Origin of the sequence: Levilactobacillus hammesii DSM 16381, assembly GCF_001434395.1 — a bacterium.
Lineage (GTDB): Bacteria > Bacillota > Bacilli > Lactobacillales > Lactobacillaceae > Levilactobacillus > Levilactobacillus hammesii.
On record NZ_AZFS01000050.1, the window covers coordinates 16,306 to 36,738 of the forward strand.

At 51.2% G+C, this 20,433-nt stretch carries 18 protein-coding genes; 5 read left to right on the top strand and 13 right to left on the bottom strand.

The features are described 5' to 3' along the window. Positions 1-3: 3 nt before the first annotated feature. Positions 4-663 carry a GTP diphosphokinase gene (gene yjbM, locus FD28_RS05695; RefSeq protein WP_057733491.1) on the bottom strand — a complete coding sequence of 220 codons (660 nt, stop codon included), beginning with the start codon at positions 661-663 and terminating at the stop codon, positions 4-6. A gap of 314 nt (positions 664-977) precedes the next feature. Between yjbM and FD28_RS05700 the strand changes: the two genes are divergently transcribed. Then, a complete protein-coding gene (locus FD28_RS05700) occupies positions 978-1,628 on the top strand; it encodes a DsbA family protein (protein WP_057733493.1) in 651 nt (216 codons plus the stop codon). 158 nt (positions 1,629-1,786) lie between these two features. Next, positions 1,787-2,653, top strand: coding sequence for a DegV family protein (locus tag FD28_RS05705; protein ID WP_057733495.1), 867 nt, complete (start codon positions 1,787-1,789; stop codon positions 2,651-2,653). A gap of 77 nt (positions 2,654-2,730) precedes the next feature. On the opposite strand, the gene pepF is transcribed toward FD28_RS05705, so the two are convergent. The 6 genes from pepF to FD28_RS05735 form a co-directional block, all read right to left on the bottom strand. Beyond that, a complete protein-coding gene (pepF, locus tag FD28_RS05710) occupies positions 2,731-4,539 on the bottom strand; it encodes an oligoendopeptidase F (RefSeq protein ID WP_157059857.1) in 1,809 nt (602 codons plus the stop codon). A 97-nt stretch (positions 4,540-4,636) separates the two neighbouring features. After that, positions 4,637-5,707 carry a competence protein CoiA gene (locus FD28_RS05715; RefSeq protein WP_057733539.1) on the bottom strand — a complete coding sequence of 357 codons (1,071 nt, stop codon included), beginning with the start codon at positions 5,705-5,707 and terminating at the stop codon, positions 4,637-4,639. A gap of 199 nt (positions 5,708-5,906) precedes the next feature. After that, positions 5,907-6,566, bottom strand: a complete 660-nt coding sequence (trmB, locus tag FD28_RS05720; protein ID WP_057733499.1) for a tRNA (guanosine(46)-N7)-methyltransferase TrmB — start codon at positions 6,564-6,566, stop codon at positions 5,907-5,909. 62 nt (positions 6,567-6,628) lie between these two features. Beyond that, positions 6,629-7,420, bottom strand: a complete 792-nt coding sequence (locus tag FD28_RS05725; protein ID WP_057733501.1) for a phosphotransferase family protein — start codon at positions 7,418-7,420, stop codon at positions 6,629-6,631. Positions 7,421-7,478: 58 nt separating this feature from the next. After that, positions 7,479-8,705 (bottom strand): ABC transporter permease, encoded by a 1,227-nt coding sequence (locus FD28_RS05730; RefSeq protein WP_057733503.1) that lies wholly within the window; start codon positions 8,703-8,705, stop codon positions 7,479-7,481. Next, complete coding sequence (locus FD28_RS05735; protein WP_057733505.1) at positions 8,702-9,436, bottom strand: ABC transporter ATP-binding protein; 735 nt, start codon at positions 9,434-9,436, stop codon at positions 8,702-8,704. The genes FD28_RS05730 and FD28_RS05735 overlap by 4 nt, the downstream gene beginning before the upstream one ends. Positions 9,437-9,644: 208 nt before the next feature. On the opposite strand from FD28_RS05735, the gene FD28_RS05740 reads away from it, so the two are divergent. From FD28_RS05740 to FD28_RS05750, 3 genes are all read left to right on the top strand, one after another. Then, positions 9,645-10,103, top strand: a complete 459-nt coding sequence (locus FD28_RS05740; protein ID WP_420806196.1) for an HIT family protein — start codon at positions 9,645-9,647, stop codon at positions 10,101-10,103. A gap of 2 nt (positions 10,104-10,105) precedes the next feature. Next, positions 10,106-10,426: a hypothetical protein gene (locus tag FD28_RS05745; RefSeq protein WP_057733508.1), complete on the top strand. Its 321-nt coding sequence runs from the start codon at positions 10,106-10,108 to the stop codon at positions 10,424-10,426. Positions 10,427-10,538: 112 nt separating this feature from the next. After that, positions 10,539-11,459 carry a peptidylprolyl isomerase PrsA gene (locus tag FD28_RS05750; RefSeq protein WP_057733510.1) on the top strand — a complete coding sequence of 307 codons (921 nt, stop codon included), beginning with the start codon at positions 10,539-10,541 and terminating at the stop codon, positions 11,457-11,459. A 657-nt stretch (positions 11,460-12,116) separates the two neighbouring features. Here the strand turns inward: FD28_RS05750 and FD28_RS05755 are convergent. The 6 genes from FD28_RS05755 to FD28_RS05780 form a co-directional block, all read right to left on the bottom strand. Continuing rightward, the gene (locus FD28_RS05755; RefSeq protein WP_057733512.1) at positions 12,117-13,097 is read right to left on the bottom strand and encodes a 3'-5' exoribonuclease YhaM family protein; all 981 of its coding nucleotides are present in this window, start codon (positions 13,095-13,097) and stop codon (positions 12,117-12,119) included. 11 nt (positions 13,098-13,108) lie between these two features. After that, positions 13,109-15,733 (bottom strand): ATP-binding protein, encoded by a 2,625-nt coding sequence (locus tag FD28_RS05760; RefSeq protein ID WP_057733514.1) that lies wholly within the window; start codon positions 15,731-15,733, stop codon positions 13,109-13,111. Beyond that, on the bottom strand, positions 15,723-16,940 hold the full coding sequence (locus tag FD28_RS05765) for a DNA repair exonuclease (protein WP_057733517.1): 1,218 nt from the start codon (positions 16,938-16,940) through the stop codon (positions 15,723-15,725). Before FD28_RS05765 ends, FD28_RS05760 begins: the two co-directional genes overlap by 11 nt. A gap of 122 nt (positions 16,941-17,062) precedes the next feature. Then, positions 17,063-17,404, bottom strand: a complete 342-nt coding sequence (locus FD28_RS05770; protein ID WP_057733519.1) for a YlbF family regulator — start codon at positions 17,402-17,404, stop codon at positions 17,063-17,065. A gap of 92 nt (positions 17,405-17,496) precedes the next feature. Further along, positions 17,497-19,596 (bottom strand): PBP1A family penicillin-binding protein, encoded by a 2,100-nt coding sequence (locus FD28_RS05775; protein WP_057733521.1) that lies wholly within the window; start codon positions 19,594-19,596, stop codon positions 17,497-17,499. 312 nt (positions 19,597-19,908) lie between these two features. Beyond that, positions 19,909-20,376, bottom strand: a complete 468-nt coding sequence (locus FD28_RS05780) for an arginine repressor (RefSeq protein ID WP_057733523.1) — start codon at positions 20,374-20,376, stop codon at positions 19,909-19,911. Positions 20,377-20,433 lie beyond the last annotated feature (57 nt).

The following is a 20,433-nucleotide window of genomic DNA, read 5'->3' on the forward strand; positions in this document are numbered from 1 at the left end:
GCGTCAATCTTCCTTACTTTGAGGTGAGTTCGGAGCATCCCCACCAGCACCATTTTGTGGCGTGTAGTGTTGGGCCTCCTGAATTTCTTCTCGAATTTCGGACATTTCCGTGTCCAACTTGAAAGCGGCCTCCGCCGCTCGCTGAAGTCGTGCACTCAGCTCCGTCGGGAAGTCACCTTGGTACTTGTAATTCAATGAATGCTCAATCGTTGCCCAAAAATTCATGGCCAAAGTCCGCACCTGAATTTCGGCTAAAATCTTTTTTTCACCTGTGACCAGTTGTACCGGGTACTCAATGACAATATGGTACGACCGGTAGCCACTTGGTTTTTCGTTATGAATGTAATCGCGTTCCTCAAGAATCGTGAGGTCGGTTCGTTGCCGTAAGAGGTCTACCACTTGGTAAATATCCTCAACAAATTGGCACATAATCCGTAAGCCAGCGATGTCTTGCATATCTTGTTCCAAACGTTCCTCTGCCACGTGCCGTCGCGTCATCTTTTCCACGATGCTAGGCACTGGCTTGACTCGTCCCGTAACAAATTCAATGGGCGGTCGTTGGTTGCGATTCTCAAATTGTTTTCGAATACCGCGGAGCTTAACCTTCAGCTCACTGACGGCCTGTTGATAGGGCAATAAAAATTGATCCCAGTTTGCTATCATGACGACTATCCCCCAACCTTAAATACACAGCTTACCTATGAATTTTACCATAACTCTAGCGTAATCGAGACTAATTACCTTCTATCCCCCGGTTAAATTTGAAAGTTGCTGCGAGTTTTGATTTCACGAGGCGTTTAGCTTTACCTCTTCGCTAAAATGTTGCATGATTAGGTTGCGTTTTAAACGAACGGGCCTACCAACAAACAAACGTTTGGATTGCTATTTTTTGAATTTTTGCTAAAGTAGTGCTATTGTTACTTTTTGTTTGGTGACCCTTGCTGATTACCAACAGGATAGATATAGGAGGAAGCAATGTGTTAGAAGTCTATTTGTTCGTCAACCCACTGGGGGCACGTTGTATGCGCTCAGAACAGAATATTATGCGGTTGGCTGACCATTTAAATAGCAAGGTGTCGTTTCAATTCGTCCCGCTGCTAAATCAACAAATTATCGAACAGGCTCTGCCAGAACGGCATAGTTTGGCGCAACGTAACGCCTACTTCAACGTTTACTACCAGGCTATTTTAGCCTATAAGGCAGCACTCTTTCAGGGTAAGCGTAAGGGACGTAAATTCCTACTCGACATGCAAACGGCCGTTGTCAACGACCACCAAGTGTTCTCTCAAGAACTGGCGGTTGAAGTTGCCAAGGACTGCCGCTTAGACCTCGACATGTTTACCGAAGACTGTGACTCTGACTTGGCGAAAAAGGCCTTTCAGACCGACCAGAAGATGGCTGCCGAGATGAAGATTCAGCAGTCATCATCAGCCGTGATCTTTAATTGCGATGTTTCGCAATGTGGCTTACTGCTTAACGACGTGACCTATGAAGCACTCTGCGACGTATGTGAAAGCCAGGGCGTTGCGACACGCGAAATGTTAATGGGTGAACCTAATTACGCACAAAATGACCAACACAATTCAGCAGCTGCAGGTGCGTTTCCACCTCACTTGCGGGTATTATAAATCGTTTTACGAAGAAGTCTGCGTCTTGTACCCAGGCTTTTTTGTTTGGCCTCATTACTTTACGGTAGCCCTAAAAAACGCGTCCTAATTACTCCCCTAAACACCTAGAGGTATGGTATGATTGACCCAACTATTTTTAGCCCAGAAGGGGAACGCTTATGACAACTGCCATCGTTACCGATACTGCCGCCTACCTCACCCCTGATCAGATTGCGCAATATTCCATTACGGTATTGCCCATCACGGTCATCCTTGGCGGTCAGCAGTATCCCGAATCCGAACTAAGCTCACAAACTTTTTTTGATTATTTAAAAACGGATCACGAATTACCGACCACTGCCCAGGTTTCCTTAGGCCAGATCGAGGAGGCTTACGATCGCTTAGCCAGCCAAGGGGTCGATGAAATCATCTCGATTCATCTCTCCAGTGGGATTACGTCTTTTATGAGTAATCTGCGGATGTTCTGTGAAACCTACACCAAAGCTAAAATCTTCCCGGTTGATTCCCTGGTCGCCAGTGCCGGTGAGGCCAACCTGTGTATGCTGGCCGGCAAATTGATTGCGGCGGGTCAGTCCGGTGCCGAGATTGTGCCACAGTTATTAGCGCTCCGTGACACACAACACGTTTATTTCGCTGTCGACAACCTCAGCCACCTCGCGCGGACGGGACGATTGACCAACCGCTCCGCCATGATTGGTAACTTGTTAAATATCAAGCCATTGCTCACCTTTAATGACGCCGGTCAAATCATTGCCATTGACAAAGAGCGTACCATGCGGCGGGCCTTTGGCTTTATCACGGCTCATCTGAAGACCGATCTCGAACGGGTTGACTACCCCGTTCACGCAACGATCATCGACGCCAACAATGAAGAGACGGCCCTGCATTGGCAGCAAGCCCTCCACGAACAGTTTCCCACCGTACGCGTCTCACGCAGCGCACTGGGACCTGCCATCAGCGTACACACCGGTGAGAAGACCATGGGTGTCTTCTGGCAACGCGACTGGCAATCGATTTCAGACTAACTTAAATGCCCGTATCACAGCAGCTTGCCGTGATACGGGCATTTTTAATTGATCGGCAGATCGTATCGGTGATCAGCCTATTTCTTTAGTTCATGGGCCAATTGGCTAAACTCAGCCAACCGTTCGTCAAACGTCGCAAAGGCCGTCTTGAGGTAGTCCGGCTTGGTCATGTCGACCCCTGCTTTTTGCATCACTTCAATTGGTAAGGCTGAACTCCCCGACTTCAGGTAATTGAGGTAGGCATCGCGTTTCGTCGCATCCCCACTGAGAATGCGTTGGGCCAGCGTGGTGGCTGCCGCAAATCCCGTCGAATACTGGTAAACGTAGTAGTTGTAATAGAAATGCGGAATACGCGTCCATTCATCCGCAATTTGGGGATCGGAAATGACCCCGTCACCATAGTAGCGCTGGTTTAGATCACCATAGAACTTGCTCATGAAGTCGGCGGTCAACGTCTCACCGGCAGCCGCCTGTTGGTGAATGTAGTCTTCGAACTCAGCGAATTGCGTTTGGCGGTAGACCGTCCCCTTGAAGCCATCCAGATAATGGTTCAAGACGTAGGCCCGAACTTGCGGATCGGTTTGCGTCTTCAACAAGTAATCCGTTAAGAGATTTTCGTTAGTGGTTGAGGCAATTTCCGCCACAAAGATCGAGTAATCCCCGTACTGATAAGGTTGATTGGTCCGCGTGTAATGGCTGTGCATGCTGTGTCCCATCTCGTGAACCAGCGTAAAGAGACTTTCGAGGCTATCCTGCCAGTTCAGTAAGATATAGGGCTTGGTGTCATACATCCCACCGGAGTAGGCCCCAGTCCGTTTCCCCTTATTTTCCACGACATCAATGGCCCGGCCATCAAACATCTTCTGGACATTGGCCACGTAATCGGGACCCAGGACGCTTAACGCCTTCAGGGCTTCTTGTTGGGCCTCGGGATAGGTATACTTCAAGCTCGGCTCACCCGTAATTGGCGTATACAAATCATACATGTGCAGTTCAGGCAATCCCAGAATTTCTTTGCGCAGGTTAACGTACTGATGTAAAGAATCCAGGTGATCATTAACGGTCTTCACCAAGGTGTCATAAACAACGGCTGGAACATTGTTGCCACTCATTGCGGCGTCACGCGCACTCTGATAGTGACGCACCTGAGCACTGAAATTATGCGTTTTAACCTCGCTGGACAGCGTGCTGGCAAAAGTATGCCGGAACTGTTGGTAAACGCTGTAGAGGGCCTTAAACGCCTGTTCACGAACCTTAGGCTGGGTGGATTGTAGCAGCACACCGTAGAGTCCCTCGGATAGCCGGACATCGTTGCCCGCCTCGTCTTGAACCACGGGGAATTGAAGGTCGGCATCACTCAAGACACTGTAGGTCTTAGCAGAGGCGCCAAAGATATCACTGGCACCGGCCAAGAGCTTTTCTTCGGGGGCAGACAGAGTATGATCGCGCTGTTCCCCCAACACATCGAAGAAGTGCTGGTACTCGGTCAACCGCGGTTCGGCGTCAATTAAGGCCTGTAAGACGACCTGCGGCAAGTTCAAGACTTCTGGTTCGTACCAAGACGTTGCTGCCGCCACCGTGGCCACGAGACTTTCGGCTTGGCCAGACAGGGCTTGCGCATTGGCATCTCCCGTATCCTGATCATTCTTAAGGGAGGCGTAAACGTACACCCGTTCCAGTTGCCGGTTGAGATCAAAGATAGCCGCCGTCACTTCATAGAGATCAGCTGCACTCTCTGCTAACTGATTCTGATGAGTCGCCACTTCTTTGGCCTGTTTTTTAACCGCGTCAACGGCCTGCTTAAAAGCCGCATCGTCGGCATAAATTGGGGTCAGGTCCCAGGTCAAAGCCTCAGGAACTGCCGCGCGTTCGGGAATTTGTTTCATTTTCCTAATCCTCCTTTAATTTTTACATATCATCAGTTTACCACTTTTATCCCGAGCATTGGCGGCCAGGCCCCGTTTTTTTCTCATCAATATCTAATCAAATGGATTCTCCCACCCATCGCAGCTGCTTCACGACTTGCCATCCGTCATCGGCCACCCTTAAATACCCCGAGGCGACTAAATCCCGCGCTAATCGTCGTTTTGCCATCTCCAAGGCGTGCTCCGCGGTGAACCAGACCGCGCGGCGGTGTCCACCCACGATTTGAAAGCTTTTATCCGCGACTTCTTTAAAATTGGCTAACGAGATGGTCGTCGCCGGTTGCTTCAGTAGCTGCGATGCCACTAATGCTCGCCACAACAACAGGCCCTGGCCGAAGACGGGCGGCGTCACGGCTGACGTTGTTAGGGCAGTCGGTACATCCAATACGTGATGGCCCGCTGGATAGAGGCGCTCTTGGATGGCTAACACCGCCGCATTTTTCAGATGGAGATCTCGGGCCAAACGCGAGCGCCAAGCCGGATAGTCCAACTCCAGCTTAGGCAGCCTCTGCCAGTTTCCCGCCGCTAGATCAGCAACATTGGCTAACCAAACCGTCCGCCCATGATACCCCCCTAGCGCATCCTGATAGAGATGGTGGTCAATCCGCATCCGCTGGCGCTGAACGTCCCAAAACAAGAGGCACAGCCCCCATCCCCGAAGCCGGGTCGCAAACCGTTCAATCAAAGACCAGCCTAGCTTTTGCTTGCTATAACGCTGCCCTAAGATCCAAAAGGGATACACCCCCAACTTCTGATAGCCCCGAGTTCGGTGCAAGACTTGCTTAGTGGTGATAGGACTACACTGAAACTCAATGGCAATGGCCTTTCCCGTTGGGCGCGCAATCCAACCATCTGCCCGTTGCTGAATCGTCGGCAGCACGTGTTCCAAACTCACCCTGCCCCACGGTGCGAAAAAGGCCAGGAGTTGCCGTTTGCCCGCCAAATGTTGGGCGGTCTCGCCCTCGCTAAAAATCGTGCAGGTAGCCTTCGCTCGATGCGCAAAATACGGCTGAACCTGCGTCCCGTGCCGTAAGCTGACGTGCTGCCGACAAGCCGGGCAACAATAGTCTCCCCGCCTTTCAGCAAACGCCGCATCAATTAATTTACCTTGCCGCAACGCTATCAGCACGATCATCGCCCCCTCTTACCTACTAACTCCGTAAAAAAGGGCAAAATAAATGTCAAATCTCAATTTAAATGAAAAAAAGCCCTTGGAAGTGCCCGCCGACGTCGCCGTCACCACACACCCCAAGGGCTCTATACTTTAAATTTTAACGATTATCCAGCCGAATTGTGACGAACAGGTCAATCACAACTCTTATGCAGGATTACTTATCCGAGCTGTCATCAACGGGAAAATGGGCAATCACTTGATAGATAGGCCCCTTTGCCGAGAATTTTTGTTCGTACTCTGTCTGAATATCTTCCACGCCATCGGTTGCGGCATGCAGATCCAACCAAACCCCGTCAAAGACTAAGCCGAAATTGTTCAAACTGCCCAGGGAATATTCAAATAAGCCCCGATTATCGGTCTTGAATTGAATCTCACCCTTGGGTTGCAACACGTCTGCGTAGTGAGCCAAAAAGACTGGTGACGTCAACCGCCGCTTGGCATGCCGCGACTTAGGCCACGGGTCGGAGAAGTTGAGGTACAAGCCCGTGATCTCGCCGGCCGCAAAGAACGTGTTGACCGCCTCGCCATCCGTGTGAACCAATTGAATGTTGGTCAGTTCACTGGCAACCACTTTCTTCAAGGCCGCCGCAATCACGGAAAACTGAATCTCGATGCCGATAAAGTTCCGGTCGGGATGGGCCTTCGCCATCTCAACAATGAACTGACCCTTTCCCGTCCCAATTTCAACATATAAGGGTTGTTCCTTGGGAAAACGACTCTGCCAATTGCCCTTCAATGGTTCTGGTTCTTCAACCAATCGTTCAGTATGTTCGGCCACATAATCCTTGGCCCATGGTTTATTACGCACACGCAATGTCCAATTCCTCCTTCAAGCACAACGGCGGGCGCAAGGTCCTTCCTCGCTCCCGCCGACGCTTAGTCCGTCACTGATTCTCTCGTCAGTTTTTCTAGTAAGATTAAATGTTGATTCATAATTTGAAAACGCTGTTGGTGGTAGCTGTCGGCAATCACGCTTAAGCAGTGAATCCGGGCGTACCAATTGACCCGGGCGGTTAAGTCCGCCGTAATCGTTTCGCCGTAGTCCTGCAGCCAACGTTGCCATTCTTCCAGCGGCACGTACTCACAGAGCAACGCCCCCAGATCGTAGGCGGGATCGGCAAAGGTCGCCGCATCCCAATCCACTAAATACAGGCGTCGCCGATCCGACAACAGCCAATTTTTATGGTTCAAATCACCATGACAAACTTCGTAATGCGTCTTGGGCAGTTGGGGTTGCTCGCCTTGCAACGTCGCAAACGCTGACTGAATCAGCGGATGCCGCCGCAAGTCAGCGGCCAAGGCCGGCTGTAAGCGAGTCAACAACTGGGCGGGCGTGGTAAATCGTCCGCCGACTTTTAATAACATATCATGAAGTAGGTGAGAATGATGGACGCGGTGGAGTAGTCGGGCAACCCGTTGTTCGCGCATTTCTTCGCGATGCAGCGTCCGACCGTTTAACCACTCCTGCGCCGTCATAACATCCCCACTGGCAAGCCGCTTCGTCCACACCAACCGGGGTGTGATGCCCTCCATCGAGAGCGCGGCAAGAAACGGTGACGCATTCTGTTTTAAGAACACTTTTTGTGACGCTTTCGTCCCCATATACGCCGTGCCGGTATTCCCGCCCAGCGGATATAGACTCCAGCCGTCACTGATATCCAGTGCCATGGTCACCCCTCCTCGATTTGTCAGCTATTATTAATTCTATTGGCAAACGGGAGCCACGTCAACCCCTATTTTCTGTCGAGCGGGCTAACCGTTGGGGGGTATAGATTCTAGCGAGATACCAAACTTCTACAACCTCAACCAACAGGGTAATTCCCGCCGTCAAGACGTGGGGATTGGCAATCACCACGACTACCCACAGCAATAAAGCTGCCACACTAAGGATCAGCGTGATCAGCGTCACAAAGCTCTTCAACCGCTGGGCTGGCAGTACCGGATAGACGTGAGTAAAGACCACATCATCGTACTGCTGGAAGAACGGTAACAGTTGAAAGCCTATCAGGTAAATAAACAGTGCCACCAAAACGACCGGCAACCATTCACCCCGAACAAAATACAAGAGTAACATGCCAATCACCGTCAGCCGAACGACCAGGCCACTGAATTCGCTGCCCCGGACCATCCCCCGACTGAAGAGATACAGATACAAATGATCGTGCTGCGGTTTAATGGTCTTGAACAGCCAGTCCAAGTAACGCCGCCGCTTGATGGTTCCCGCTAACATGGGAACTTCCGTAAACATGTTGAAGAACCGATAGATGCCTAACATCCGGTTGTCCTCCAGCTTAATCTGCTCACGCCACCGGATTTGCTGTTTCTGCCAGTGCTGTGCGGTCCACAGTGCCACGGCGAGATCCAATATCAGGGCCAAAACAACCGCCACTAATGGCAAGGTCCACAACCCAGCAGCCAGGATAATCAGACTCAGCAACCACTTGAATTCCCAGCGGTTCATCCGCGTTTGCCCCGTGACTTGATAGACACTGGCGAGATCCAAGCGCAGTAACGCATCCTTTAAAATGATCTGGGCCAAGCCCAATTCGACCAAGCTCAGGACCGTCCAGCCCATGGTGACGCTCATAAATGGCGCCAACAGAAAGACGGCAATCACTTGCGTCGCCTGTGCCAAGCCCTGGCTATACCGCCGCGCGGCCACCAGGTAGGCGTGCATGGCCCGTTCCCTTGGCAGCAAGAAGACCCGGTCGGCATCCTCAATCAACGTGGCGAAACGCCCAATCTGAGCCACAATCACCAGTACCAGTAGCGCCACAACGGGGGCCCACCAGTAACCGGACTTTAGCGTCTTTAACATGTTTGAGTAACCGTAACCCAAGCCCCCTAATAGGAAGAGCAAGGCAAAGACGAAGAAATCATTGAACACCAGCCGCAAATACTTGGCCATTTCCCGGAGATGGCGCTGCAGCCGTGTTTTAAATAAAGCGGTCATGCGCGATCAACCTTCGTCATCGAAAGGTAGATGTCGTTCAGCGATTCCCCCGCTTCCGGAAGAGCGGCTTGTAACTCGCTGAGCGTTCCCTCAGTCTTAACTTGCCCATCGTGTAGCAGGACGAACCGATCACAGTACCGTTGTGCCGTGTCCAACACGTGAGTTGACATCAGGATGCTGGCACCCTTTTGTTTCCGATCCTCAATTAAATTCAGCAGATCGTTAACGGCCAAGGGGTCCAATCCCAAGAAGGGTTCATCAATGATAAATAACTTGGCTTGGGTCAAAAAGGCACAGACGATCATGACTTTCTGCTTCATCCCCTTGGAAAAGTTCGCGGGGAACCAATCCAGCTTGTTATCTAAACGAAACGTCTTCAATAGTTCATGTGCCGTGGCCCAGGCCTGGTCGTGATCCAAGTCATAGGCCATCATAGTCACTTCCAAGTGCTCTCGCAGGGTTAATTCCTGATAGAGCACGGGTGTTTCTGGAATATACGCAATCTGTTGCTTGTAGGCCTGACTATCCTGTTGAATCGTGACCCCATTCAGCGTGATGGTCCCCTTATGGGGCGTTAATAGCCCAATAACATGATTAATCGTCGTTGATTTACCGGCACCATTAAGCCCGATCAAACCAACCAATTCACCGTCCTTAACGTCAAAACTAATGTCCTTCAAGACGGGAATCTGGGAATAGCCCCCCACAACGTGGCTAACTTCTAAAGCCATAAACATTCCCTCATTTCTTTTTAAATTTGGTTTTCAGCATTGCGGTCGCCGCTCCCCCCTGGGAAACGGCGTACCACCTAAGTGACCGGCTACCCGGTCATAACTCAGCTATTATACCATAGCTCACCGAGTGAACGAACGATGGAGGTGAATCCGCCCCTAGTGATGGTGTATAATGAACGAAATCGAAGCGAAAGAAGGAGATTTCATGGCTAAAATGACACTCGAACCGCACTATGATGACGACTGTGTCTTTTGTAAAATCTTAAAGGGGGATATCCCCAGCTACACCGTCTACGAGGACAACATTGTAAAGGCCTTCTTAGACATCTCACAAGGAACCCCAGGACACACGCTGGTGATTCCCAAGACCCACGTCAAGGATATCTTTGCCTATGACAGCGATCTCGCAGCGGCCGTCTTCTCCCGCATTCCGCGGATTGCGCGAGCCGTCCAAGCCTCTAATCCGGACATTACCGGTATGAACATCGTCAACAACAATGGTAAAGTGGCCTACCAGTCCGTTTTCCACTCCCACTTCCACTTGGTTCCCCGTTACACGGACGACGATGATTTCCAAATGATCTTTAAAGATAACGCTGACCATTACACGCCAGACGATTACGCGGCCATTCAAGCGAAAATCGCCGCACAATTGGAGGACTAATCATGGGTATTGGTAAATTTCTAACCGGCGTCACCCTGGCGACCGGTGTTGGTTTGGCAGCCTACTTTACGTTGACCAAGCAGGACCCCCGCGTCTGGGCCAAGCGGGTCGGTGATCAGGTCAAAGAGACCGCCGATCAGGTCGACGACATCAAGGTAGCCAAGGATAATCTCACGGATAAGGTCCAAGCCCTCAACACTGCCGTGGATGCCGCAACCCCCGTCATCACAGACATTCAAAACCAAGTGGATAAGTTCGCCTTCAAGGTGGCCCCCCACGTAGCCGTCATTGAAGACAAGGTTTCACGCTGGGATAACCTGTAAATTTGAACTTTTTGTAAAGCTTCTCGTACCTTTTTGGGTTTGCGAAATTTTGTGTTATGATATCCAAGTATGGTGTTTACACCAATTTTGATGAATGGATGTGTTGAGTAATATGAAGAAATGGTTTATCGCCCTTGCTGGCTTGTTACTGACTGTAACGCTTGCTGGTTGTGGGAACCAAACCGTTGCAACCACTAGCGGTGGTAAAATCACCGAAAGTGCTTACTACAGCAGTTTGAAGGGAACTTCATCTGGTAAGCAAGTTCTGCAACAAATGATTCTGAACAAGGTCTTGGAAAAGCAATACGGTAGCAAGGTTTCAAAATCCGCTGTTACCAAGCAATTTAACACTTACAAGGCCCAATACGGTTCATCATTTAAGAGTGTCCTTTCTCAAAGTGGGATGACGGAATCCAGCTTAAAGACTGAAATTCGTTCTAACTTACTTTTGAAGGAAGCCGTTAAGGATAACGTTACGGTTACTGACGCGCAATACAAGAAGCAATTCAAGAGCTACGAACCAGAAGTTTCCGTTGCCCACATCTTAGTTTCCAAGAAGTCCACTGCTGACAAGATCATCAGCGACTTGAAGGATACTAAGAAGAGCGACATGACGTCTGAATTCACGAAGTTAGCTAAGAAGTACTCTACTGATACGGCTACCAAGAACAAGGGTGGTAAGTTGAGTGCCTTCGATAGCACTGATACTTCCTTGGACTCAACCTTTAAGAAGGCTGCCTTCAAGCTGAAGACTGGTGAATACACCGCTACGCCTGTTAAGACGCAATACGGTTACCACGTCATCTTGATGTTGAAGAACCCTGGTAAGGGCACGATCAACCAACACAAGGCTGAACTCAAGAAGCAAATCATTGACAACGACATGAACGATTCTACTGTTCTGCACAACGTGGTTGCCAAGGTCTTGAAGAAGGGTGACGTTTCCATCAAGGATAGTGATTTGAAGAACATCTTGTCTGATTACTTATCATCAAGCAAGTCTTCTACCACGACCTCATCATCTTCAAAGTAATTTCTGAATAATCTAAAATCCCCGAATCATCATTGACGATGATTCGGGGATTTTTTATTGACCAACTTGTCTAAATCAGGCGCACTACGGCTGCCAGGGATTCCGCCTGCTGTGGGGACGCTTCAGACCGGAAAAGCACCGGTCTTCTCGCTCGATTTGGAGCCACGGAAACCACGTGTCTCCAAAGTCGCCCGTGCTGTAAACTGGCTAAAGAACGCCAGTTAACACCACTTTCACGGCCAGCTCCATCCCTGGCCTCCTCCGGCGCTGAGTGTGTTTTATCACGAAAAATAGCTGTAAGTGACGACTACCTGACACTTCGGGGTTCAACTAATCACGACTGTTACAATCATGATCATAGTCAACTCAGAATACTTTGTAAGCCGTGAGGTCGGCAGATATGGGCTCAGGCGCGTCGTTCTACTTAGTCAGTAAGTGAACTCCTTACTAGCTTAGTAGAAAACCAAGCTTGTAGACTCGTGATTTTCGAGGCTTCAAGTCGCGTTCCCCCCCCCCGTTCCAGTCCATATCTGCCGACCGGTAAGACGGTGGGCCCACTAGATTTCCCAGTTCTTAGATCACTATTGTTGCTAGAACAGGCTTGGTTGGTACTTTGGAACTTTCAGCCTCTAGCACCCATGTTTACGTTTGATCGTCTCAATCCCTAGTCTGTGTATCCTTAGGAGCATCCGTCGTTGGTCGGTAGAAGCGCCGGCCATCTAAGGCGAAGACCCGTTCCGAAAATTCACCCGGTTCGGTGTGTTCCACCACCGTGTCTAACATCATAATCGATGCATCGAGTTCATCCAACTGATGCAACACGTCGGCTTCGCGCAACGCTGGCCGGACCGGTGAACCGTATTCGAGCAACCCGTGGTGACTCAGAATCATGTGCCGTAACAACAGCACATCTTCTGCCTGTGGGTCCAGCTTCAACGGATCACAGGCCCGCACCAATTCACCATCGATCAACACAATATGCCCGACTAAATTGCCGGCTAAGGTGTAGGTTGTGGACTGTGGTCCGGACAGTTCAATCGTCTTTCCCAGATCATGCAGGATCGCCCCCGCAAAAAGTAAAGGCGCATTCAGATCCGGATACTGCTTGACCACCGAATGGGCCAACTTCAAAATGGAGATCGTGTGAAAAGCCAGTCCCCCCTTGAAGGCGTGATGGTTACTCTTCGCCGCTGGATACGTAAAGAATTGATCCTGATATTCGCTCAACAGCTTACGAACTAGTCGATTCCAGGTTGGCTGGGTAATCTCGAAAATGGTTTGGTTAATGTAGTCTTCCATCGCTGCCCGATCCATGGGTGCCTGTTCGATAAACAGTTCTGGATCAGCAGGTTCCCCCGGTTTGGCCAGGCGTAAGTGGAAAATCTTGATCTGGGGATGGGTCTGATAGTTCTCCCGCTTCCCCTGTAAGTGAACAATCCGTCCAGCCACGTAATTGGTCACATCCTCCTCAGAGGCATCCCAATACTTTCCGGAAATTTCGCCGGAGCGATCCTCAAAGACCAGGGCAATGTATTGTTTACCATTCTTCGCCATCCGCACGTCAGCAGACTTAAGAAGCACGAACAAGTCAACCGCTTCGTCTACCGCATAGTCCATTAATTGTTTCGTTGCCGCCATGTTAGACCCTCCTAATCAGTTAATCGAATTAAATTTTCCGTAGTTAATCCATCCGCAACCGTGGTATCCGCCGTGAACAAGATGACCTGAATGTCAGCGCTAATGCTAGCCAAGAGTCGGTAAGCCGCTTCTCGTCGCTGGGCGTCAAAGTTGACAAAGCCATCATCAATCACGACGGGCATGGCCACTTGCTGGGCCATCACCACGGCGAAAGCTAATTTAACCGCTAAATCCAGCTGTTCGGCCGTCCCGCGTGACAATTGACTGACCGAACGCCAGTCACCATCCATACGGCGCACACGTAAGGTTGCTGGTGTGAGTTCAATCTCAGTATACCGGTTTTCAGTTAATTTGCCATAGAATTGGCTAGCCATTTTAACAATCTGGGGCAGTCGATCACCCGAAGCAGCAGCTAATGTCGCTGCGATCCACTGGCTAACTAATCGATCCACCAGCCACGCCTGCGTCACGTCCTGCATCTGAGTCTCTAGGTTGGCTAATCGTTGCCGTAACGTGGCCTGCGTCCCACTAGCCGTTAAGTGGGCCAGCTGCCCCGCCGTGGTCGCCAGTTGTGCGGTTGCCGTATCCAGTTGATGCTGCAACGTGACGACTTGTCCGGCTGCGGTCGTCGTCTGTTGGGCCAGTGCCTCATGGCTGGTAACCTGTTGTAACGCCGCCAACGGTTGCTTGCCAATTTGCTGCGCTAATGCGGTGCGCTGACTGGCGCGATTTCCCTGCTCACGGATCTGCTGATACTGCTGATAGAAGGCATCCGTGCTGCGGAGATTCCGCGTCTGCAGGAACGTCGTCACAGCGTGTTGGGCCTGATCAACCGCAACCTGATCGCGCTTGAGCCGGACGGCACTTGCCGTCACATCGCTCTCTTGGGCTTGCAATCGTTGCCGGGTTGCCTGAAGTTCTTGGAGCTGTGCCGTCAATGCGGGGAAATCCGTCGTCACGGCTGGCAGCGCCCGTTGAACGGCTGTCTTAAAGTCAGTGAGTGCCGTCGTCGCCGTCGTTAGTTGTGCGTCGGCTGCCTCGATCCGCTGCGTCAAACGGTCCCATTCAACGATGGCCTCCTGAGCCGCCGCCCACTGCACAACCGGAATTTCGCCCAACCCATGGGCATCCCCGATATCGTCGAGTTGACTGGTCAATTGATTTATCTCATGGCTTCCCTCACGCAGTTGCGCCTGAACATCGCGAATATCCTCCGCAAGAGATTGCTGCTGCCGACTGGCTGGCGTACTGCTGTCGACGATAAAGACACCATAGTACCCCACGGCCACCCCCAGCATTGCCCCCGCCAATTTAAAGATCGTGGCGGGTAAAAACATGGACCCCACCAGAACAACGAGCCCTGCCGCAAGCCAGCCAATTTGTTTATCGGCTAGCGGATTTTGCCGTTGTTGGCGGGTCGGCTGTTGCTGGCGATATTGCTCATTGAGCTGATTAAGTTGCTGCTGCAACCGACGACGTTTCTGCGTAGCGAGTGTCAGATTAGATGTTAATTCGTGGACCCGTTGTGTGGTCGCTAATGAGAAGACCCGTGGCATCTGGCCACCTTGGGCATACTGTTGTTCAATACTGCTAGCTCGCCGCTGGAAGTCGGCCTGTTCCGTCTGCAGGCGGTATTGCTCCCTTGCCGCAATCGTCATCTCCGGCAGTTGGGCAATTAGGGGATCGACCTGTGCTGTGACCAGGAGATAATCCTGAAAGAGCGGCGGTAATTGCGCCTGTTCTTGCAGCGTCGCCAGTTGATCCTGATCATCTTTCAAGGTTGCCACAGTGGCCGTCACTTGATTGGTCAGCCGTTCCAAGGCAGCCGCGTCGTTCTGCTGGAACCCACTAACGGGCCGGTCCGTGGCGTCGCCGAGGGTTACCCATTGCTGATAAACCGGCCACAACGCCAGCTGTTGGTCATATTGATTGGCAATCTGGCGATGGACGGCCAACTGACGCTGCAAATCCGTCTGCTGCGCTTGTAAGTGTTGCTGTCGCTGTCGTAGCTCCCAGTAGGTGGTATAGCTGGTATTGGCCTTGTTTAGTTTGTCGGTGAGCACCTGATGTTCCTGTAGGAGTTGATTCAGGGTGGGCTTACGTCCCTGTGGTTTATACAGGTCTTCCGCTGAATTTTCCAACAGTTGCGCTTGCCGAAGCCAAAAGTCACTGCCGACGGCCCCCACGTGACGTAGGCGATCAATCAATTCCTGTTTGGAGGCCGCAAAGACCGTCCCCAATTGGGGTTCATTGATGGCGTAAACGTGGGCAAAGAGTTGCGCGTCGACTGGCGCTAACAATTGGGCTAATGTGGCCGCCGGTAAGGTCAGGTCTAACGTGGTATTCCGCAAGGTCACCTTGCCCCCGCGTGGGCCATCCACCCGGCTAACCAGGTAATCCGTCCCGGATAGTGTGAAGGCAATCTCGCCGCCGAACCGACTCCCGTCGAGCGGTTCATAACGTAACGCGGGATGTTTTTTGGTTGGAAATCCAAAGAGGATGGCGCTGATAAACTGCGTCAACGTGGACTTTCCAGCCTCGTTGGGCCCCAACAAGGCATTGAACCCTTTGGTTAAGTGAAACGTGCGGTCATGAAATTTACCAAAACCGTAAATCGTTAACCGGTTAAGACGCATGGTCATCCTCCTTTCCCATCAGATCTGCTAATTGCTGCCGGGCTGCTGTCTCTAAGTCACTCGCGGTTTGTTCCCGGGTAAACCACGCTGCCAAGGCTGGCTCCTGCGCGAGCTTCCCGAAAAGGTCTTGTAGATTGACCGGGTTAAAGACGTCGGTCGCTCCCTGATCCCAGTACTGCTGATCTAACTGTGGCGCACTGATTGCCACGGGTTTTGCTTCAAACTTGATGGCAGTCACGTAACGGTTAGCCGCTCGCATCACCCGTGCCTGGGTTCGCTGCCACAGCGACAACCAATCGCCAGTCGCTACTTGCGCACGATCTTCATCATCTAAGGCCTGTGAAAGTTTGACGGTGAACGCCGTCAAGGTCGGACGTTCTGCCGGATGAGCAACCAACCAGTCGCTGAGTTGCCGGCTTAAATCCTGTAACGTTGTCCCCGTCATTTTCAGGGAAGGTGTTTCCCAGAGAATCGCGGCCGTGCTAAAGAACTGCGGAACCAATTCCCCCTGCTCACTCGTGACCAGGTAGGCCCCGCGATCGCCGGCTTCCGTCACCGACCGGCCCTGCGTATTGCCGGCGTAAATAATGGGCGGCTGTTCCTGGAGTCGCTGTCGTTGGTGTATGTGACCCAACGCCCAGTAATCGTAGCGTTTGGCCAAAAGTTCTGCCACCGTAAAGGGCGCATAGTGGTCATCTGGCCCCGCACTAACGGCGCCATGCAGCATGCCAATATGCCAGTCGGTCGCAGCGTGGGTGGGAAAAGCCACCGTTTGATCCGTTGGCACCCACCGCTGCGGGTAACTGAAGCCACTGATGGCAACGGTCTCGCCACTCGCTAAGGTCAGGGTTTTCGTCTCAACCTTAGCGCCAAACACCGTCACATTTTCGGGATACGCTACGGTCTGATGCTGGTCGGCCAGGTAATCGTGATTCCCAAAACTGACGAGTACCGGAATTTTGGCTGTGTTTAAACGCTCAAACTGTTGAAACAGGTACGCTTGTGCGGCCACGCTCTGTTCAGCGCGATCGAACAGATCACCTGCCAATAGAACAAAGTCGACGTGTTCGGCCAACGCCCGGTCAAAGACGACCGTAGCCGCATCGAAGGTGGCGTTACGAACCTGCGTCAAAAGACTGTTAGGTAACTGCCGCAGCCCCAAAAACGGACTATCTAAATGTAAATCAGCCGCATGAATAAATTTCATGATTCGGGCCTGCCTTTCTTTGATATCATTCGAGATTAAACCTCAAGTCACAAAGTCAGCCTAAAAAAAACGTCGGCACCGACCTCCCGAATGGAATGGTTGCGCCGACGATTCTTTTCACTCTAACCCTGGTAAATTGCTTGGATGGGTTGGGTAATCATCTTGTTTAAATCGGTTAACAGGTCGTTAACGCCCCGTTCCTTGTCCATCAAAGCCTTGATGGCGTCTTTTTCGGAAACGCGACCGGCAACTTCTTGGACGTGCTTCATTTCGTCATCCGTTGGTTGTTGACCCGTCATTTGTTTTTGTTGTAAGTCCATTTGAATTTGTTCAAATTCCTTAAACAACTTGTATGTTTCATCATCAGCCTTCATCGTGTCAAAAGCTGCTTGAAGATCTTTAAATTCTTGTGTTTCTTGTAAAGTCTGAGCGACTTGTTCGCCCAATGCGTGCATGTCTGCCATTAGTCGTGTTCCTCCTCGGTGGGCATCCGCCCGAATAGGTTAATCAAGAACTATTGTACCATGCTTTAACCGGCAACCCCAGCGTGATTCAGCTATTCGACGTAGGATTTTGCCTTTTCCCACCAGGACTTCACCGTATCAGCCGCATTGTTAAACGTCTTGCCCGCATTATCAATGCCGTTCTGCACCTGATCCCAGATATCACTGGAAGATGAACTGGTCCCAGAATTTTCAGCCTTGGCTAACGTGGACGCATCCTTTGTGGTAAAGGACGTACCCTTTGTGTTCGGCAGGATGCCTTGCATTTCAGCCTGGAATAACGGGCCTTCACCGGTACCACTGACGTTCTCCAAATGGTGCTTGCTACTTGTGCTGTCAAAGCCTTCCCAGGTCGTGACAACCACGTCCGGGGTGTACCCGACAATCCATTTGTCCCGGGTCGCATCGGCATCCCCATCGGCTTCCGTACTCCCGGTCTTACCGGCAATCGTGTAGCCATAAGGCTTGGCCGTGGCCCCCGTCCCGTAGTTAAAGACACCCATCATCATACTGGTCATCTGCTTAGCCGTCTTCTGAGACATCACCTTCGTGGTCTTGGGCTTGCTGTCATCCGTGCTGACCACCACGTTCCCCGAAGCATCCACAATCTTGCGAATGTAGTGGGCCGAGGACATGGTCCCGTTGTTGGCAAACGAGGTGTACGCTTGAGCCAATTGCTGCGGTGAAACCCCCGTCTTCAGTCCCCCTAGCGATAAGGCCAGGTTCTTATCGGACTTGGTCACGGGCAGACCAAACTTCTTAACGGACTCGTAACCCTTGTCCACGCCAATCTTATTCAGTAACCAAACGGCCGGCGCGTTGGTACTCTGCGCCAGGGCCTGGTACATCGGAATCTTACCACTATACTGATTGCCATAATTTTCTGGCGTATAGTTGTTCGAGCCATAGGACTTCTTCTTGTCGGTTAACTCGGAGTCATAATAGTAGCCATTTTCCAGTGCTGGCGTGTAGACCGCCAGTGGCTTAATGGTCGATCCCGGTTGCCGTTGCATTTGCGTCGCCCGATTGTATCCCCGGAAGACGTGTTTACCACGGCCACCGACCACCGCCTCGACCCCACCGGTATCGGGATCAATGGCAATGCTGGCCGCCTGAACCTTGGTGCCATCACTGGCATTGGCTGGGAAGTAGCTGTCATTCTTGAAGAGCGTCTGCATCTGTTGTTGGTTCGATTGATCCAACGTCGTGTAGATCTTATACCCCTTGTTCATGATCTCCGACTCGGTCAGATTGTACTTGCTGACCGCCTCATTGATCACGGCGTCAAAGAAATAGGGATACTTATACGTGTTCTTATAGGAGTAGTTGTCGTTGGTGGTTAACGCCGTGGCTTGATATTGCTTGGCCTGGGCGCTCGTGATGGCGCCGGTCTCCGCCATTAAACCAATCACCACGTTGCGCCGGGCCTTGGATGCTGCCGGATGGTCAATGGGGTTATAAGCACTGGGCGACGTTAACATTCCCGCCAACACGGCCGATTCCGGAACGGTCAGGTTCTCCGCTGACGTGCCAAAATAACGCTCGGCCGCGTCCTGGACCCCCCAGACCCCATTTCCAAAATAGGCGTTGTTGAGATACATCGATAAAATATCCTTTTTGCTGTAGACATTTTCAATCTCGATCGACAGAAAGAGTTCCTTAAACTTCCGCGTGAAGGTCTGTTCCTGCGTCAGATAGGCATTCTTCGCCAGCTGTTGGGTCAACGTACTCCCCCCACCACTAATGTAGTTGTGACGAAGAACCTTATTCTTCGCATACAGCAAGAACGCCCGCGCATAGCCCTTGAAAGAAAAGCCATACTCATGGTAGAAGTTGCGATCTTCCGTTGAGATCACGGCACTCTGCACGTTGGTCGAAATACTTTTCAGCGGGACGTAGGTTCCCTTCTGAGAATACAGCGTTCCCGCTTTTTTATTACTCCGGTCATAGATCTGCGTTGGATTTTCCAGCGCAGCCTTCAGGTCACCGACATTGGCGGTCTTCGCCATAAATGTCATGTAGCCACTTAACACCAAGAACCCACCCATCACAATCACAATCAGCCACCGGGTTAACTGGAATCGGTGCCAGATGTACTTGAAGCGAGCCTTGAAGCCTGACCAAAAGTTCTGATTAGGTTGTTGGTTATTCATAAATAGCCTCTTCTTATCTCAAATGTAAGATTGAATGCGGTATTGACAGTCGTTGCCCTTAACCGCGCATTCAGCGACAACACTTGCCGTTACCATAATTAGTGGGCAGCCGCCAAGCGTGTAATATAGCTATTTTAGCATAGTCCAGACGCCCACTCACCTTTTCACCGAAACTTTACGAAGCTTTAAAATAGCTTAACACTGGGATAGAGCGCCATATGTCTGGCCGCTCTCTTCTAGACTAGCGCCCCACTAAAAAAACGTAAAGCGAACGGCTATTCGCTTTACGCCCTCTTTAGATTCCTGGTAAATTTAATGCACAATGTCCGGATTCATTTCATCCGCAATCATATCATGCAACTTTTCCGCGACCTCGGCACTGGGACTGATAATAAAAATCGTATCATGACCCGCTAACGTGCCCGCCACCTCGGGTAAATTCAAATCATCGAAGATCGCCGCCAACAGGTTCCCGTTGCTCGGCAGCGTTTTCAAAATATTGACGAATTCAACGCGCGTTAAGCCGGTCACAACCTCGTTAATCGTCTCCCGCAGGCGTTCCTCTTCACTGCGATTACCCGCTTTAAAAATGGTATAACGCAAATGACCATGGCCATCCTGGGCCTTGACGATCTGCATTTCCCGGATATCCCGCGAGATGGTGGCCTGCGTAGCTTGGATGCCAACCTCCTCGAGGTGTTCCATTAATTCTTCCTGAGTGCCGATTGGGTACTGATTAATCAGCTGCTCGATACGTGATTGACGCATGCTTTTCTTCATTGCGACCACCCTCCCGCATAAAATTGCATTAAGTATAACAAAGGATGCGGAATTTAG

Bases quoted from the DNA above. Each gene is read 5' to 3' on its own strand.
- FD28_RS05760 (WP_057733514.1), bottom strand. From the start codon at position 15,733: ATGCGTCTTAACCGGTTAACGATTTACGGTTTTGGTAAATTTCATGAC.
- FD28_RS05745 (WP_057733508.1), top strand. From the start codon at position 10,106: ATGGGTATTGGTAAATTTCTAACCGGCGTCACCCTGGCGACCGGTGTT.
- FD28_RS05705 (WP_057733495.1), top strand. From the start codon at position 1,787: ATGACAACTGCCATCGTTACCGATACTGCCGCCTACCTCACCCCTGAT.
- FD28_RS05735 (WP_057733505.1), bottom strand. From the start codon at position 9,436: ATGGCTTTAGAAGTTAGCCACGTTGTGGGGGGCTATTCCCAGATTCCC.
- FD28_RS05755 (WP_057733512.1), bottom strand. From the start codon at position 13,097: ATGGCGGCAACGAAACAATTAATGGACTATGCGGTAGACGAAGCGGTT.
- FD28_RS05725 (WP_057733501.1), bottom strand. From the start codon at position 7,420: ATGGCACTGGATATCAGTGACGGCTGGAGTCTATATCCGCTGGGCGGG.
- yjbM (WP_057733491.1), bottom strand. From the start codon at position 663: ATGATAGCAAACTGGGATCAATTTTTATTGCCCTATCAACAGGCCGTC.
- FD28_RS05750 (WP_057733510.1), top strand. From the start codon at position 10,539: ATGAAGAAATGGTTTATCGCCCTTGCTGGCTTGTTACTGACTGTAACG.
- FD28_RS05775 (WP_057733521.1), bottom strand. From the start codon at position 19,596: ATGAATAACCAACAACCTAATCAGAACTTTTGGTCAGGCTTCAAGGCT.
- FD28_RS05730 (WP_057733503.1), bottom strand. From the start codon at position 8,705: ATGACCGCTTTATTTAAAACACGGCTGCAGCGCCATCTCCGGGAAATG.
- pepF (WP_157059857.1), bottom strand. From the start codon at position 4,539: ATGAAACAAATTCCCGAACGCGCGGCAGTTCCTGAGGCTTTGACCTGG.
- FD28_RS05765 (WP_057733517.1), bottom strand. From the start codon at position 16,940: ATGAAATTTATTCATGCGGCTGATTTACATTTAGATAGTCCGTTTTTG.
- FD28_RS05780 (WP_057733523.1), bottom strand. From the start codon at position 20,376: ATGAAGAAAAGCATGCGTCAATCACGTATCGAGCAGCTGATTAATCAG.
- FD28_RS05740 (WP_420806196.1), top strand. From the start codon at position 9,645: ATGGCTAAAATGACACTCGAACCGCACTATGATGACGACTGTGTCTTT.
- FD28_RS05770 (WP_057733519.1), bottom strand. From the start codon at position 17,404: ATGGCAGACATGCACGCATTGGGCGAACAAGTCGCTCAGACTTTACAA.